13 protein-coding genes are annotated in these 16,070 nt (G+C 49.1%); 9 read left to right on the top strand and 4 right to left on the bottom strand.

The annotated features are described in order from the left end of the window. Positions 1 to 120 precede the first annotated feature (120 nt). The 4 genes from MPHASIOC01_RS25580 (at position 121) to MPHASIOC01_RS25565 (ending at position 3,101) form a co-directional block, all read left to right on the top strand. Entirely contained in the window at positions 121 to 1,314 is a 1,194-nt protein-coding gene (locus MPHASIOC01_RS25580) for an amino acid aminotransferase (RefSeq protein WP_064596734.1), read from the top strand. A gap of 166 nt (positions 1,315 to 1,480) precedes the next feature. Then, positions 1,481 to 2,191 (top strand): acid phosphatase AphA, encoded by a 711-nt coding sequence (gene aphA, locus MPHASIOC01_RS25575; RefSeq protein ID WP_064596732.1) that lies wholly within the window; start codon positions 1,481 to 1,483, stop codon positions 2,189 to 2,191. A gap of 134 nt (positions 2,192 to 2,325) precedes the next feature. Beyond that, complete coding sequence (locus MPHASIOC01_RS25570) at positions 2,326 to 2,742, top strand: secondary thiamine-phosphate synthase enzyme YjbQ (protein ID WP_064596730.1); 417 nt, start codon at positions 2,326 to 2,328, stop codon at positions 2,740 to 2,742. Between the two features lie 5 nt (positions 2,743 to 2,747). Continuing rightward, the gene (locus MPHASIOC01_RS25565) at positions 2,748 to 3,101 is read left to right on the top strand and encodes an MmcQ/YjbR family DNA-binding protein (RefSeq protein ID WP_353613564.1); all 354 of its coding nucleotides are present in this window, start codon (positions 2,748 to 2,750) and stop codon (positions 3,099 to 3,101) included. 7 nt (positions 3,102 to 3,108) lie between these two features. Here MPHASIOC01_RS25565 and uvrA read toward each other — a convergent pair whose 3' ends face one another. Continuing rightward, complete coding sequence (uvrA, locus tag MPHASIOC01_RS25560; protein WP_064596726.1) at positions 3,109 to 5,934, bottom strand: excinuclease ABC subunit UvrA; 2,826 nt, start codon at positions 5,932 to 5,934, stop codon at positions 3,109 to 3,111. 259 nt (positions 5,935 to 6,193) lie between these two features. Between uvrA and ssb1 the strand changes: the two genes are divergently transcribed. Continuing rightward, positions 6,194 to 6,742 carry a single-stranded DNA-binding protein SSB1 gene (gene ssb1, locus MPHASIOC01_RS25555; protein WP_064596724.1) on the top strand — a complete coding sequence of 183 codons (549 nt, stop codon included), beginning with the start codon at positions 6,194 to 6,196 and terminating at the stop codon, positions 6,740 to 6,742. Positions 6,743 to 6,849: 107 nt separating this feature from the next. Here the strand turns inward: ssb1 and MPHASIOC01_RS25550 are convergent, their stop codons facing one another. Together MPHASIOC01_RS25550 and malX are read right to left on the bottom strand one after the other, a co-directional pair. Then, the gene (locus tag MPHASIOC01_RS25550; RefSeq protein WP_353613563.1) at positions 6,850 to 8,028 is read right to left on the bottom strand and encodes a MalY/PatB family protein; all 1,179 of its coding nucleotides are present in this window, start codon (positions 8,026 to 8,028) and stop codon (positions 6,850 to 6,852) included. Positions 8,029 to 8,103: 75 nt separating this feature from the next. Continuing rightward, on the bottom strand, positions 8,104 to 9,675 hold the full coding sequence (malX, locus tag MPHASIOC01_RS25545; protein WP_353613562.1) for a maltose/glucose-specific PTS transporter subunit IIBC: 1,572 nt from the start codon (positions 9,673 to 9,675) through the stop codon (positions 8,104 to 8,106). A 236-nt stretch (positions 9,676 to 9,911) separates the two neighbouring features. Here malX and malI point away from each other — a divergent pair, with 236 nt between their 5' ends. Together malI and MPHASIOC01_RS25535 are read left to right on the top strand one after the other, a co-directional pair. After that, positions 9,912 to 10,934 (top strand): Mal regulon transcriptional regulator MalI, encoded by a 1,023-nt coding sequence (gene malI, locus MPHASIOC01_RS25540; protein WP_064596718.1) that lies wholly within the window; start codon positions 9,912 to 9,914, stop codon positions 10,932 to 10,934. Positions 10,935 to 11,047: 113 nt separating this feature from the next. After that, positions 11,048 to 11,635, top strand: coding sequence for an SMI1/KNR4 family protein (locus tag MPHASIOC01_RS25535; RefSeq protein ID WP_064596716.1), 588 nt, complete (start codon positions 11,048 to 11,050; stop codon positions 11,633 to 11,635). Between the two features lie 171 nt (positions 11,636 to 11,806). Here MPHASIOC01_RS25535 and MPHASIOC01_RS25530 read toward each other — a convergent pair whose 3' ends face one another. Further along, the gene (locus tag MPHASIOC01_RS25530; RefSeq protein WP_064596714.1) at positions 11,807 to 12,088 is read right to left on the bottom strand and encodes a YjcB family protein; all 282 of its coding nucleotides are present in this window, start codon (positions 12,086 to 12,088) and stop codon (positions 11,807 to 11,809) included. An 890-nt stretch (positions 12,089 to 12,978) separates the two neighbouring features. Between MPHASIOC01_RS25530 and MPHASIOC01_RS25525 the strand changes: the two genes are divergently transcribed. Together MPHASIOC01_RS25525 and MPHASIOC01_RS25520 are read left to right on the top strand one after the other, a co-directional pair. Then, positions 12,979 to 14,121, top strand: coding sequence for a sensor domain-containing diguanylate cyclase (locus tag MPHASIOC01_RS25525; RefSeq protein WP_353613561.1), 1,143 nt, complete (start codon positions 12,979 to 12,981; stop codon positions 14,119 to 14,121). Between the two features lie 358 nt (positions 14,122 to 14,479). Next, positions 14,480 to 16,069: an EAL domain-containing protein gene (locus MPHASIOC01_RS25520; protein WP_064596816.1), complete on the top strand. Its 1,590-nt coding sequence runs from the start codon at positions 14,480 to 14,482 to the stop codon at positions 16,067 to 16,069. The last annotated feature ends 1 nt before the right edge of the window (position 16,070 follow it).

The raw sequence follows: 16,070 nt of genomic DNA, 5'->3' as shown, positions 1-16,070 counted from the left end.
CTACTTCCGGTTTATTGTGTTATTTCCGTTAAACACTGTGTTGTTACCTGTAATAAGCCTGGGATAACACAGTTTTAGTTTGCGGCATCCCTACTTAATGGATATCAGGAGAACCCCCGCGTGTTTCAGAACGTTGACGCCTACGCAGGCGATCCAATTCTGTCGCTGATGGAACGTTTCAAAGACGATCCCCGCCAGGATAAAGTGAACCTGAGTATCGGTCTCTATTACGATGAAGACGGTACTATTCCGCAACTGCGCGCAGTGGCGCAAGCCGAAGCTCGTCTGAATGCCGCGCCTCATGGCGCATCTGTTTACCTGCCTATGGAAGGTTTGGGTGGCTATCGCAATGCCATTGCCCCTTTACTCTTTGGTGCAGACCACCCGGCGCTGCGCGACGGGCGAATTGCAACTATTCAGACATTAGGCGGCTCAGGGGCACTGAAAGTTGGGGCCGATTTCCTGAAACGCTATTTCCCTGAATCAGGCGTATGGGTGAGCGACCCAACATGGGAAAACCACGTTGCCATTTTCGCGGGTGCAGGTTTCGAAGTGAGTACTTACCCCTGGTTTGATGACGAAACCAAAGGGGTTCGCACACAGGCTCTGCTGGACACCCTCGCCGGGTTGCCTGAAAAAAGCATCGTGTTGTTACACCCTTGCTGCCATAACCCGACTGGCTCTGATTTAGTGCCGGATGAATGGGATGCCGTGGTGAAAGTACTCAAAGCTCGCCAGCTCATTCCGTTCCTGGATATCGCCTATCAGGGGTTTGGTGCGGGTATGGATGACGACGCTTATGCTATCCGCGCCATTGCTAACGCAGGCATTCCGGCACTGGTCAGTAACTCGTTCTCCAAGATTTTCTCGCTGTATGGCGAGCGTGTTGGTGGTCTGTCAGTGGTATGCGAAGACGCCGATACCGCCAGCCGGGTGTTAGGGCAACTGAAAGCTACGGTGCGCCGTAACTACTCCAGTCCGCCGAATTTCGGCGCGCAAGTGGTATCGCTGGTACTGAATGATCCGGCGCTGAAAGCCGACTGGCTGGCCCAGGTGGAAGAAATGCGGGTTCGCATTCTGAGCATGCGTGAGGCACTGGTAGCAACACTGAAACAGGCGCTGCCAAACCACGATTTCAGCTACTTCCTGAAACAGCGGGGTATGTTTACATATACCGGGCTGAGTGCCGCTCAGGTTGACCGCCTGCGTGATGAATTTGGGGTTTACCTGATAGCCAGCGGGCGTATGTGTGTGGCCGGGCTTAACTCCCGTAACGTTAACCGCGTTGCCGAAGCCTTTGCTGCTGTAATGTGAGTGCTTACTTACCTGTCGGGGTGGCAATATTCCGGCAGGTATCACACTTTCTGCTTATTTCTGCCTAAAAAAACCTTCCCTCATGGCCGGCTTAACGTTAAGGTTTTCCTCGATTCACGCGATGAGCAAAACGAGATTAACTAACACCGTGATACACAGGGATAACATGCATAAACTGACCCGCGCATTAGGCGCACTCTTCCTGGGCCTGGCCCTGTCTCATACCGCAGTTGCCAAAGAATCCACACCACCCCTTTACAGTGGTATTAACGTTGCACAACTGGCCGCACAGGCACCGGTTCACTGGGTATCTGTGGCGCAAATTGAAAATAGCCTGCTTGGCCGCCCGCCAATAGCTGTCGGGTTTGACATTGATGACACTGTGCTGTTCTCAAGCCCGGGCTTTTACCGCGGCAAAAAAATGTTCTCCCCGGACAGCAATGCCTACCTGAAAAACCCGGCATTCTGGGAAAAAATGAATAATGGCTGGGATGAATTCAGTATCCCTAAAGAAGTGGCCCGCGCCTTGATTGATATGCACGTCCGGCGGGGTGACAGCATCTGGTTTATTACCGGGCGCAGCCAGACAAAAACAGAAACGGTCTCTAAAACCTTGCAGGACGATTTCCATATTCCCGCCAGTAACATGAACCCGGTGATTTTTGCAGGTGATAACCCAGGCCAGAACACGAAAACAAACTGGCTGGTGGATAAAAAGATCCGCATTTTCTACGGCGATTCTGATGGCGATATCACTGCGGCGCGAGATGCCGGTATCCGTGGTATTCGCGTGTTGCGTGCCTCCAACTCCACCTATCGCCCATTACCTTCTGCCGGAAAATTTGGCGAAGAAGTGATTGTTAATTCCGAATACTGAGAGCCAGAGCGGCGGCGCGACCCGGTTGTGCCGCTTGTGATGCCACAGGGTTTACCTTTTAGCAAAATGCTGCACACTTAAACACGCAGGCATAATTTCCTGCGTGTGCTTTTTGTTAACCAGGAACCAACACTATGTGGCATCAACAGATTCTGACACTCAGCGCTAAACCTCGTGGCTTTCACCTGGTCACGGAGGAAATTCTCGGCAATATTCCTGCCATCAGCCAGGTGAATACGGGTCTGTTGCACTTATTGCTGCAGCATACTTCTGCTTCACTTACGCTGAATGAAAATTGTGATCCCACGGTGCGGGGCGATATGGAACGGCATTTTTTACGTGCAGTTCCGGACCAGGGTGATTATGAGCACGACTACGAGGGGGCAGATGATATGCCCTCGCACATCAAATCTTCTTTGCTTGGCGTATCGTTAGCTTTGCCCGTACAGCGCGGGCGTGTGTTGCTGGGGACATGGCAAGGGATTTGGTTAGGGGAACACCGAATCCACGGTGGCGCGCGGCGAATTGTCGTGACGCTGCAAGGAGAGTAAAGACCATGAATCAGTCACAGTTATTGATGTTTTGCATGAATAAACCGGGTGTAACGCAGTCGGCACACCGTGAGTGGGCTGCCACACAAATTAAACTGGCGGATGTGATGTTCGCTATGTTGCACGACGTGGATGGCCGCCCGGCAATTTCGTTAAAAACCAGTCCGGCGCTGGCCGAGCTGTTACGCCAGTCTCATGAAGATGTTTTCCCCAGCGAGCTGCTGAACAAAGCGCACTGGAGCACACTGTGGCTGGATGGCAGCCTGCCAGACTCACAAATTTATTACCTGGTAGATGATGCCTGGCAACAGGCGCTGGAATTGCTGCCAGCATCCCTGCGGCAGCAATATTCCCTTTAAACCCGGCTTATTTGAGCATGGGTTTCAGGAAGCGCGCAGTATGGGAAGCCTCACATTCGGCAACGGTTTCTGGTGTGCCGGAAATCAGGATTTCCCCGCCGCCACTGCCGCCTTCCGGCCCAAGGTCAACAATCCAGTCGGCTGTTTTAATCACGTCCAGATTATGCTCAATCACCACGATGGTGTTGCCCTGGTCACGTAACTGGTGCAATACCTCAAGCAACTGCTGAATATCGGCAAAATGCAGGCCGGTTGTGGGTTCATCAAGAATGTACAGTGTCTGGCCTGTACCGCGTTTGGACAACTCCCGGGCCAGTTTCACACGTTGTGCTTCGCCACCAGAAAGCGTTGTTGCTGATTGACCAAGGCGAATATAGGACAACCCCACATCCATTAATGTCTGGAGTTTGCGGGCCAGCGCCGGAACGGCATCAAAAAATTCGCGGGCTTCTTCAATGGTCATATCCAGCACTTCGTGAATATTTTTACCCTTGTATTTAATTTCCAGAGTTTCGCGGTTATAGCGCTTCCCTTTGCATTGATCGCAGGGCACATAGATATCCGGCAAAAAGTGCATTTCCACTTTCAGCACGCCATCACCCTGGCAGGCTTCACAGCGGCCACCACGCACGTTGAAACTAAAACGGCCGGGGTTGTAACCACGGGAGCGGGATTCCGGCACACCGGCAAACAGCTCACGCACCGGGGTGAAAATGCCGGTATAGGTTGCCGGGTTAGAACGTGGGGTACGGCCAATGGGGCTCTGGTCAATATCAATGACTTTATCGAAATGCTCAATACCCTGAACCTCCCGATAAGGCGCAGGCTCTATGCTGGAGCCACCATTCAGTAACTTCTGGGCAATCGGGAACAGGGTGTCGTTAATCAGTGTCGATTTACCTGAACCTGATACGCCGGTAATGCAGGTAAATAACCCGACGGGCAGAGTCAGAGTGACATCTTTCAGGTTATTGCCCCGGGCGCCACTCAGTTTTAACACTTTATTCGGGTCTGCCGGGACGCGTTTTTTCGGCACGCTAATTTCGCGCACACCACTCAGGTACTGTCCGGTCAGTGATTCAGGCACCGCCAGGATATCTGCCAGCGGGCCTTCGGCAACCACATTCCCACCGTGAACTCCGGCTCCGGGTCCAATATCAATAATGTGGTCGGCCGCACGAATGGCGTCTTCATCGTGCTCCACCACAATCACTGTATTACCCAGGTCACGCAGGTGAATCAGGGTTTTCAGCAGGCGTTCGTTATCACGCTGGTGTAACCCAATAGAGGGTTCATCCAGCACGTACATCACCCCAACCAGACCAGCACCAATCTGGCTTGCCAGACGAATACGTTGTGCTTCCCCACCGGAAAGCGTCTCCGCAGAGCGGGACAGCGTTAAGTAATTCAGCCCGACATTCACCAAAAATTGCAGGCGGTCGCCAATTTCTTTCAATACTTTTTCAGCTATTTTGGCCCGTTGCCCGGACAATTTCAGGTTGCTGAAAAAATCCATAGCGTGGCCGATGCTCATATCAGAAATCGTCGGCAGTGGTGTGTTTTCCACAAATACATGGCGGGCTTCGCGGCGCAGCCGGGTGCCTCCACAACTGGTGCAGGGGCGGTTACTGATAAATTTCGCCAGTTCCTCACGCACCGCATTGGATTCCGTTTCTTTGTAGCGGCGTTCCATGTTGTGCAGCACCCCTTCAAACGGGTGCCGGCGTATTGAGGTATCGCCCCGATCGTTAATATATTTGAATTCAATGGTTTCTTTACCGGAACCATACAGCACCACTTTCTGAACATTGGCACCCAGACTGTCCCAGGGCGCTTCGATATCAAACTCGTAGTGGTCTGCTAACGAGCGCAGCATCTGGAAATAGTAAAAATTACGGCGATCCCAGCCACGGATCGCGCCGCCAGCCAGTGACAGCTCACCATTCTGGATAACCCGCTCGGGGTCGAAAAATTGTTGTACACCCAGCCCGTCGCAGGTGGGGCAGGCACCTGCCGGGTTGTTGAAGGAAAACAGGCGAGGTTCCAGTTCGCTCATGCTGTACCCGCAAATCGGGCAGGCGAAGTTCGCAGAAAACAGAAGCTCTTCTGCTTTGGTGTCGTCCATGTCGGCAACAACAGCCGTACCACCGGATAATTCCAGTGCGGTTTCAAATGATTCCGCAAGGCGTTGTGCCAGATCTTCGCGTACTTTAAACCGGTCCACGACCACTTCGATGGTGTGTTTTTTCTGCAATTCCAGTTTGGGCGGATCGGACAGATCGCAAACTTCGCCATCAATACGTGCACGGATATAGCCCTGGCTTGCCAGGTTTTCCAGCGTTTTGCTGTGCTCACCCTTACGTTCTTTAATGATGGGCGCCAGCAGCATCAGGCGTTTGCCTTCAGGTTGCGCCAGCACATTATCAACCATCTGGCTCACTGTTTGTGCCGCCAGCGGGACATCATGATCCGGGCAGCGTGGCTCACCTACACGGGCAAACAATAAACGCAGGTAATCGTGAATTTCAGTGATAGTACCAACAGTGGAACGCGGGTTATGCGATGTGGATTTCTGTTCAATAGAAATCGCCGGGGAGAGTCCTTCAATATGGTCAACATCCGGTTTTTCCATCAGTGAGAGAAACTGGCGCGCATAGGCTGAAAGCGACTCAACGTAGCGGCGCTGCCCTTCTGCATACAGTGTATCAAATGCCAGTGATGATTTACCCGACCCAGACAGCCCCGTCACAACAATCAGTTTGTCACGCGGAATAACCAGATTGATGTTTTTCAGATTGTGGGTGCGGGCGCCCCGAATTTCTATCTTGTCCATTCACCTTCCCCGGAGTAAATGCAGTCATCCCGGTTCTCGCCCTTGTTTTTACAACTAAAAACCAGCAAGACGAAAAGCCGGCGATCCGAAACGGCTAATTATGACACAATAAAACCTGAATGAATATCCAGTGTTTCTATGTAAAGCATGTAACGTACAACGATATCCTGGAAGCATTATCGCAACTATAATCTGCTTAACTGGCGTGTTAGAATGCCGCGTTTAAACTATCGCTAACCGTTTTTCAGGAGAGACTATCATGGCCAGCAGAGGCGTAAACAAGGTGATTCTCGTCGGTAACCTGGGCCAGGACCCGGAAGTACGCTATATGCCAAATGGTGGCGCAGTAGCCAACATTACGCTGGCTACTTCCGAATCCTGGCGTGACAAGCAGACCGGTGAAATGAAAGAGCAGACTGAATGGCACCGCGTTGTGTTGTTCGGCAAGCTGGCTGAGGTCGCAGGTGAATATCTGCGTAAAGGTTCACAGGTTTATATTGAAGGCCAGTTGCGTACCCGTAAATGGCAGGATCAGAGTGGCCAGGAACGTTACACTACTGAAATCGTGGTTAACGTTGGCGGCACCATGCAAATGCTGGGTGGTCGTCAGGGTGGCCAGGGTGGCGCGCCAATGGGTGGCAACCAGGGTAACCAGGGCGGGCAAAGTGGCTGGGGTCAGCCGCAGCAGCCGCAAGGCAATAACGCTGCATTCAGTGGTGGCGCGCAGTCTCGTCCACAACAGGCTCCGAGCGCGCCAGCACCATCTAACGAACCACCAATGGATTTCGACGACGATATTCCGTTCTGATTTCCCGGTATTGCGCAAAAGCCCCAAACTGGGGCTTTTGTTTTTCTCCTCGTGTGAAGGCCACAAAACGGTCATAGTTCCAGGCTTTTTCCCGGCAAAATACATGCTTACCGTTGCAGTTTAATCGCCTGGATTAATGCCGCCACACCTTGCTCTACTTTGGCGCGTGGGCACCCAAGGTTGAGCCGCAAGTAACCCCGGCCTGCTTCCCCGTACACCTCACCCGACATAATGGCTACGTGAAACTGTTCGATTAATGCCTGGTTAAGCTCTGCCATATTGAGCTTCAACGGCCTCAGGTTCAGCCACGCCAGATAAGTTGCATCGGGTAGCTGGTAGCTTATTTCAGGGAATGCCTTGTGCAGTGTTTCCTGTAAATACACATGATTCGCCCGAATATAGCTATTCAGTGCATCAAGCCATGTAGCGCCTTCGTGGTAAGCTGCTATGGTTGCCAGCACAGCTAAAATAGCGGGTGATGAAAGGCCATCCACGTCTTTGAGTTTATGCAGGTACTGCTCTCTGGCCTGTGGGCAGGGAATCAACGCCCAGGCACCGTTCAGTGCCGGGATATTGAACGACTTGGATGCGGAAGTTACCAGTGCCCAGTGGTTAGATGGCCCAAAACCGACATACGGCGTATGAGGTTTAAAACAGAGATCCATATGGATCTCATCAGAGATAGCCCTGACATGGTGCCGTTCGCAAAGGTCTGCGAGTGTTTGTAGTTCGTCGCGGCTCCACACCCGCCCGGTTGGGTTGTGCGGGCTGCATAATAAAAATAGTGTGTTCCTGGCATCAGCCAGCTTGCGCTCTAAATCGCCCCAGTCGATTTCAAACCGGCCCTGCCTGTTAACCAGCGGGCTGTGAATACACGCTCTTCCCTGGCCGGTAATCATTTTGTCGAACGCATCGTAAGCGGGTGTATGAAAAACAACACCCTGCCCAGGTTCAGTCCACTGCTCAATCAGTTTAGAAACCATGTAGATAACGGATGGCCCGTAAACCACATGTTGCTTATCGATGGCACAGCCAAAACGGGACTGGCACCAGTGGCTGATGGCCGACTTAAAATCATCATGGTTCCAGCGGCTGTAGCCAAAAACCGGGTGTGCGAGCCGCTGCTTAAGCGCGGCCAGCACGGGCTCTGGTACGGCAAAGTCCATATCTGAAATGGTAAAGGGCAGCAGGCCGGGCAGGCCAAATCTGTCCTGGACATAATCCCACTGTGTGCAGTAAGTGCCAGTGCGGTCAATCGGTGTATCAAAGTCAGTGTTCTGCGTCATGCGTTTCACCCCGGGTTACGTACCTTCGGCACAGGAAAGAAACGTGCCGAAGGTGGGCATTAATGCAAACCTTTCTTAGCTTGCGGAAATAATGGCCTGCATTTCGTTTTTCACCAGGTGAACTTGTGTGCCAATTACCACCTGTAAACTGTGTTTGTCTAATTTCACCACGCCCAAGGCACCCAGCGCCTTCAGTTTGGCGTCGTCCACTAAGTTCATATCGTTAACGGACAGGCGCAGGCGCGTTATGCAGTTGTCCAGAGAAGTGATGTTTTCTTTCCCGCCCAGAGCGGCGAGGACTGCTGCCCCTTTACCTGATTCATTGACAAATACTGCCTGCAGCTCTTCATCAACCGCTGTGTTATCCACTTCCCGGCCAGGCGTTTTCAGGTTGAACCGGGTAATAGCGAACTTAAACACGCCGTAGTAAACCGCGAACCAAATACCTGCCACCAAAGGCACTAAATACCATTTGGTTGCCGTGCCCTGCAGCACGCCAAATACCAGGAAGTCGATCAGATTGCCATCGGTATTGCCGATAGTGACATTCAGCATCCCCATCAGCATAAAACCAATGCCCGTCAGGATGGCGTGAATCAAGTACAGAACCGGCGCAACAAACAGGAACAGGAATTCCAGTGGTTCGGTAATGCCACCAATAACACAGGCTACAACCCCAGAAATAAGCAGCGCTTTGATTTTTGACCGGTTTTCCGGGCGTGCGCAATGGTACATTGCCAGGGCTGCGCCAGGTAAGCCGCCCAGGAAAGCAGGCATTTTCCCTTGAGACAGAAACGCAGTAACTTCTGGCGTGAAAGCCGTGGTAGTGGGGCAGGAAAGTTCAGAATAGAAGATATTGAGTGCACCAGAGACGGTTTGCCCGCAGACATCCATTGTGCCGCCCGCTTCAGTGAAACGAATAAGTGCCACCAAAATATGATGAAGCCCAACAGGAAGCAGCAAGCGCTCGCCAGTGCCAAACAGCATTGGGCCAAAGACCCCGGCCTTTTCAATGATATGTCCTATGCTGTTAATCCCCGCAGCGAAGTAAGGCCAGATATAGGGAATAAATACGCCCACCACACCCAGAACAATGGCTGAAATGATTGGCACAAAGCGCGCACCGCCGAAGAAAGCCAGCGCATCCGGCATTTTGAACGTGTAATAACGCTGGTGGAGCCTGGCAACAATGACACCCACAATAACTGCGCCAAGAATACCGGTATCAATAGACTCAATACCGATAATATTCTTTACGCTATAAGCTGCGCGCGCGGTTGGGTTATCCAGCACGCCCGCGACAGTTAAGAAAAAATTGATGGCGAGATTGAATGCTGCATAGCCAACAAACCCCGCAAACCCTGCGACGCCTTTCTCTTCGCGGGCTAAACCCAGTGGAATGGCAACGGCAAACATCACCGGCAAAAAGATAAAGGCGACCAGACCAATTTTGGTCATCCACATGAACAAGTATTGCAACCCGTTATTATCCAGCAAAGGAATTGCTGTCTTCACCGCCGAGCTTGAAAATGAACTACCGACCCCGAGTAAGATGCCGGAAAATGCCAGCAGTGCCACGGGTAACATGAAGGTCTTGCCCAGGCTTTGCAGGAACTCCCAAATGGTCGATTTATTAGCATTCGACATATCACGTCTCCAGAGTTTGAGAACTTTTAGCGCACAAGCCATCAACTGGTTATGTGCAGGGGGTTTTTGTCTTTATCCGCACAATATACAGAGGTAAAATTTTGATAAAACGTTTTATCAAAATATCTGTGATCGTGTTAAACAAGTTTGTTTTACTGAAAAGGTGAGCTTTTAAAATCTGGCTTCCAGGGTTAAAGTTTTCTGATAAAACGTTTTCTCATCCCGAAAGTGAATCTATGTCTGCAAAAAAGGTGACCATCACAGAAGTGGCTAAACATGCCGGTGTATCGGTTTCTACTGTGTCGATGGTGTTGGGCAACAAAGGGCGGATTTCTACTGACACGATAGAAAAAGTGAATGGTGCAGTTGAAGAACTGGGTTACATACGTAACCGGGCCGCAGCTAACCTGCGTTCCGGGGTGGGCGAAATCATTGGATTAATACTGAAAGATATCAGTGACCCTTACTACGCAGAAGTGGCCTCTGGTATCAGTGAGGAGATAGAGCGGCAGGGTTTTATGCTGTTTCTGGCTCAGAGTGGTGACAGCCAGGAAAAATTCGAGAAGTGTCTGTTAACCATGGCGCGGCAAGGCGTTGGCGGTATTGCGTTTTGCCCTGTTGACGAAAGCCAGCCATTCAATCTTGAGAATCTGCAACAGTATGATTTACCTCTGGTCTGTATTGCCCGTGCGCCAGTGTATAAGCAGGTTGATTATGTCGGGCCGGATAATATGTCTGCGGCGAAACTCGCGACTGAACATCTTATCCGCCAGGGGCACCGCAGAATTGCTTACATTGGCGGGGCAAGCCACTCTTTGTGCCGGGCTGAACGTATTGGTGGGTACTGCTCAACACTCTTGCAGTTTGGTTTACCATTCAGGCCTGAGTGGGTGGTGGAATGCGGGAAAAGCCAGTCGTCTGCCGCTCAGGCGGTAGAGCAATTACTGTCAGCGCAGCCACAAGTGACCGCGATGCTGTGTCACCATTCTTCAACTGCGCTGGGTGCGGTTTATGGTGTACACCGGGCGGGGCGGTCAATTGGCAAAGATCAGTTTATTGGTCAGCAAGTTTCCGTGATTGGTTTTGACGATGTTGAAGAAGCGGAATTAACTGAACCTTCTCTTACTTTTGTCAATTTCAATGCGCGTGAAATGGGGCGACAGGCTGCCAGACGGTTAATCAGCCAGTTTGGGCGGCGTAACAGTGAAACATACAGCCTGATCCTGCCGCCAAAACTTATCATTCGCGAATCGGCGTAGGCTATAAAACAATACAATAAGAGCATCTGGAAGAAATAGCTTCAGGCTGATTGACGCCTTCACCTGGAAAACACAAGATAGCGCCTTGGTTAATTATGCATCAGGGAGAGGGTATGACGTTGGTTGAACGCCACCTCGAAAAAGTCAGGTTACATCTGAGTGAGGAAAACCAGAAACAGTGGGCTGTGTTGTGTGGTGCAACAGAACAGGCACTTGCGCAACTGGTAAAGCTTTATCCACTGTGTCCGCCTGAATTACAGCAACTGTTAAGTAAGGTTGATGGTACATACTGGAAAAAGTATGACGGGAAGATGGTTAATTTGCTATTACTGGCATCCGATGCCGGTGAGGATTTTGGCTACTACCTGCTTTCCTGTGAGCAAATTCAGGAAGAGCAACATTTTGGGGATTCAATTAGCGACATTTATGGTGAGTGGCTTGGGCAAACGGATGCCATTTATGTAGACAACCGGATTGATACCTCTGTCGCGATGAGTGAACGGCTGTGCTTTGCTCATTGCCTGAATAATGGTGGTACTTCCCGCCTGTATATTGATTTCCACCCGGCCCCAGGTGGTACTTGTGGGCAGGTGGTGCGTTTTCTGCATGACCCTGACAGTTATATCGTGCTGGCAGAGAGCTTTGAAGCATATATAGCCGGGGTACTGGAAAGCAATTACGCGTTTGTCAGCGAGTATTAACTCACCAGAAAGTGAAATAAAAAGTATCATCCTGAGTATAAGAACAAGGATGTTCACTCTCTGGCAGTATTATTCTGCCAGATCGATAAAAATTATCACGTTTTTCGATAACGCTTTGTTTATTCGCTTTGATCCGCTATTGCAGAAGATGAGGGAAGATTACCGCTGAACCTAGCTAACCATGACCGGCCATTCCGGGGGAGTATGGCTCATAATATCAACCATCACATCTTTGAAATGCGCCCAGAAGATACTCAAATCAACCAATGACAGCCCCAGTAAGGTCGTTGCAAACCAGCAAGATGCTGCCAGGCCACAACTGGTGCTGACAAACGCCAGTGCGTAACGTTCATTACGGCGAAAACGAATATTAAGAGTACTGGCCATAAACATCAGTACCGCGCTGAACAGTGGCCAGCGCATCAGCATTACGCTCGTTGTTAGAGTAGCCATGAAAACAATCCTCAGTAATTCGGTGGCTTTCTGAGGCAGGTCTCTGACGTCAGCCTTGAGAAAGCACTGTAACATTGCAGGTGATGAAGCGTTGTTTAACTTATTTTTGTGAACTATATCACATTTGTTGTTTTATTCACCAGTTGACGGTGATAATTTTTTTACAAAACACACCGATGTTTTATGTGATTATTTTATAAAGGGAAAATACTGGCCCGATTTGTTGCGGATGGAAAAGCTGCTGGGAATAATCCTGGCTGGCGCTAATTATATAAGTAAAATCAGATAATTAAGAATAGCATTATGCTGCCAGCTCTGTGCTGTGTTATTTACAGCAGTATCAGGCTGACTTATTATGACCGGAGTGATTATTAACTGCGCTTGTATGCCAGTATACTGATTACTAATACTTTTTTATGACTTATTACACTGTGTTATATCATGGTGGGTTTTTTCAGACCCTGCGGAACCTTTCTAAATATTGGTTAATATCGTTATATTTTTTGGGCGCATCACACTGTATCCAAAGCTGTTTTAAGTCTGTATTTATAGTGTAATGCGATAGCGTTGTTCAGTAAATTATATTCGAATTCATATGGTTATGTGAAGAATTTTAAATGAAAAATGATAATACTGAGCACTATATACAGATGCCTGATGCAGTATTGAATGCTCTGGCCGGGGTGCTTCCGGCTATTTTTGAAAGTACATCTCTTGAACAAGTGATTGGGGCCTTTACCCGTGCACTTGATGCGCGCCTGGGTTGGGTGGCGCTTATTGAGCAGCCACAAACTCTTAGTGTCAGGGTGAGTGGTTACTGTCCTTGCCGGGAGCAAGATGTTTACCAAATGCTTGCGGACCGACGCCTGCAGGCATACAAGTGGAATACTGTGGTCTGGGAACATGGTGTGGGTAAGCATTTCTTTTCCCAGTCTGAGGGTAACTTGTATGCCCTTGAGTCTGCTGTTTTAGGTAAGCTTCGTTATCAAAAAGGTGATGTTGCTGGTTATTTTTTTCTCGCATTTTCCCATCGATTTTATTCACAAAAATTACTCCGAAATATTTCTGCGATTATCTCCAGTGCAATAAAGGAATACTTAATTAAGCATTCTGTAAACTCATTTTTTTCAAACGATAAACAAGAGATAGTTGCGCAATACACAACTCTTTTTTTTAATGCGCCAATATTAATAAATTCATTTAGTGCAGAAAATCGTTGTATATTATGGAACGGAGAATGCCAAAGATTGTTTGGCTGGAGCAAAGATGAATTAAATCATTTTCCGGACCCACTGGCTCTTTTTTATCCTGACCTGGCAGTTCGTGAGCGGGTACGGGCTTCGGTAACAACGGTGCCTGGGGAAAAAATGCAGGAATGGTACCCGATTGATAAAAATGGGCGCGTATTAACCACCTTATGGTCAAATATTTTATTGCCGGATCATTCTATTTTAAATATTGGTGTTGATATTACGGCTCGTAAACGTGAAGAGCAGCGACTGGCGCGTAAAGCTATTACCGATGACCTCACTCAGTGCCTCAACCGGGCTGGTATTCTTGCGCAACTTAATGAGATTCTGCTGCGTAACAGGCATCATGCGATTCAAAATGGTATGTCGGTTGTTATGTTTGATTTGGATTATTTTAAAAGCATTAATGACCGCTGGGGGCACTCGGTTGGTGATATTGCTTTATCTTGTTTTGGTCGGGAATTACAGGCACACCCTCTCCCTGGCATGGTTGCCGGTCGCCTTGGTGGAGAAGAATTTTTGGCTATTTTACCCGCTGCTGATAGCCAGTTAGCCTGGCGGTTTATTGAGCAGTTTCGCCAGCGTCTCACCAACAGCCAGGTAATGCCAGGCTACTATGATCTGCGTATTTCTTTCAGTGCTGGTATTATTTCTTTGCGTTCTGGAGAGGTCATGCCTGTCAGTGAAGTATTAAAGCAAGTGGATGAAGCGCTGTATGGTGCGAAACGCAATGGCCGCGGTATGTCTGTTATCGCCGGAGATACTCCCGCAATGGGTAGCTAAGGCATCATACAATTAAGAATTATCTTAATTGTATGATATGAAAATGCTGTTTTTATCTGTTTCTGGTGGTGTTCTGACTATTATTTCCCTTAGGGTTCGTTTTTATCATGTCTACCATTCCATTATCATGGTTTCCTCTTCGTTAGCGTATTTCTCAGTCAATACCTGCAATTGATTATCAAAACGCCAGATCATTTTATTTATAACGTTAATTTATGACGAGTGACGGCTTTTTCTCTGAAATTTAAGAAAATTAAAGGTATTCCCTATTGCTAATTTTTAACGATTCATGCAACGTAAACGTCTATTTTTACTGATTCTCATTACCAGGTGCTATAACCGCGCTTATGAGGCATCTATGACTCTCCAGCCGTGGAAGAAAACGTTGCGAATAATCGGCGTTTTGCTGATAGTCATGCTACCAATTGTCTTTGCAATCTGGTTCGCGAGAATCCGTGCTGAAAATGATACGCAACAGCACTTGCAGGCATTTGCCTCGATGGTTCTCGAAAAAAGTGAAAGTGTGATTAGCCATGTGAACGATGTTCGTGAAGATGCCAGCCGTTTCCGTGGGATCCCTTGTTCTCCTGCTCATCAGGTAAGTATGCTGAGTAGTCTGCGGACCTCCATGGATGTGGAGGAGCTGATTTACGCGCACAACGATGATCTGCTGTGTTCTACTTTTTTACACCCGTCGCACCCTTATTACCTTGGCTCTCCGGACTATTCTCGTGAAGGAGATGTCGCTATTTATTATTTCCGCGATACGCCGTTTTTTTCCGGTCACAAAATGGTTTATATGCGGAAGGGGAATTATGTTGCGGTGGTGAACCCGCTGGCGTTTGGTAATGTCATGACCAACGACAAATCAATGCAGTGGGGGATTTTCGATACCCGAACGATGCGTTTTTTCTCTTTGAGCCCCGGTGTCGATGCACAGGCCTTGTCTGGTCTAATCCGGCATGACAGCAAGATGTTTCGTGCCAACCAGCGTTTTTACAGCATAAGTCATGCCAAACGGCCAGTTGCTGTCATTGTTTCCACCTCAAATGCCCTGTTTTACGGTTTCTGGTCCCATCAAATGACAGTGACTGTACCTCTGGGGGTTATTTTAAGTTTACTGATCTTTATGGGCTGGTCGTGGGCGCAGCGGGAACTGAATTCACCCCGTCGTCTGTTGATGAATGCCATGAAGAAAAAACAATTTCACCTGCATTATCAACCAATTGTCGATATAAAGCTTGGGCGTTGTGTTGGGGCGGAGGCGTTACTGCGTTGGCATGGTTATTCTGGTCCTCTGGTGAGCCCTGCGGTGTTTATTCCTGTCGCTGAGCGGGAAGGGTTGATGTCTCACCTGACTGAATATGTCATAGATTACGTTTTTGACGATTTGGGTGATTACCTGGCAAAAACGCCGGATATTTACATCTCCATCAACCTGTCTGCCACGGATTTTCACTCCCCGTATTTGATTGACTGGATTTCTGATAAAGCACATCAGTTTGGCGTGAAAACAGGTCAAATCAAGATTGAAGTGACTGAGCGCGGTTTTATTGATGTAGCGAAAACAACGCCGGTTATTCAGGCCTTTCGTGCTGCGGGATTTGAAGTGGCGATTGATGATTTTGGTACCGGGTACTCTAACCTGCAAAATCTCTATTCCCTGAACGTAGATATTCTTAAAATCGATAAATCCTTCATTGATACGTTGATTGGGCCGAATACCAGCCACCTGATTGCGGAACATATCATTGAAATGGCGCACAGCCTGCAACTCAAAACGATAGCGGAAGGTGTTGAGAATATGGAGCAGGTAGCCTGGTTGCTTAAGCGCGGGGTTCAGTATTGCCAGGGCTGGTATTTCGCCCGGGCAATGCCTTCTGATGAGTTTGAAGCCTGGCTTGCCCGAAAAGCTGTTTTTCCCGGCAAGCCACACTGGGTCTTTTAAT

Origin of the sequence: Mangrovibacter phragmitis (assembly GCF_040429585.1) — a bacterium.
Taxonomy (GTDB): domain Bacteria; phylum Pseudomonadota; class Gammaproteobacteria; order Enterobacterales; family Enterobacteriaceae; genus Mangrovibacter; species Mangrovibacter phragmitis.
This window is presented reverse-complemented; position numbering and strand designations above follow the sequence as displayed.

Bases quoted from the DNA above. Each gene is read 5' to 3' on its own strand.
- MPHASIOC01_RS25570 (WP_064596730.1), top strand. From the start codon at position 2,326: ATGTGGCATCAACAGATTCTGACACTCAGCGCTAAACCTCGTGGCTTT.
- malX (WP_353613562.1), bottom strand. From the start codon at position 9,675: ATGTCGAATGCTAATAAATCGACCATTTGGGAGTTCCTGCAAAGCCTG.
- ssb1 (WP_064596724.1), top strand. From the start codon at position 6,194: ATGGCCAGCAGAGGCGTAAACAAGGTGATTCTCGTCGGTAACCTGGGC.
- MPHASIOC01_RS25565 (WP_353613564.1), top strand. From the start codon at position 2,748: ATGAATCAGTCACAGTTATTGATGTTTTGCATGAATAAACCGGGTGTA.
- malI (WP_064596718.1), top strand. From the start codon at position 9,912: ATGTCTGCAAAAAAGGTGACCATCACAGAAGTGGCTAAACATGCCGGT.
- uvrA (WP_064596726.1), bottom strand. From the start codon at position 5,934: ATGGACAAGATAGAAATTCGGGGCGCCCGCACCCACAATCTGAAAAAC.
- aphA (WP_064596732.1), top strand. From the start codon at position 1,481: ATGCATAAACTGACCCGCGCATTAGGCGCACTCTTCCTGGGCCTGGCC.
- MPHASIOC01_RS25535 (WP_064596716.1), top strand. From the start codon at position 11,048: ATGACGTTGGTTGAACGCCACCTCGAAAAAGTCAGGTTACATCTGAGT.
- MPHASIOC01_RS25550 (WP_353613563.1), bottom strand. From the start codon at position 8,028: ATGACGCAGAACACTGACTTTGATACACCGATTGACCGCACTGGCACT.
- MPHASIOC01_RS25520 (WP_064596816.1), top strand. From the start codon at position 14,480: ATGACTCTCCAGCCGTGGAAGAAAACGTTGCGAATAATCGGCGTTTTG.
- MPHASIOC01_RS25530 (WP_064596714.1), bottom strand. From the start codon at position 12,088: ATGGCTACTCTAACAACGAGCGTAATGCTGATGCGCTGGCCACTGTTC.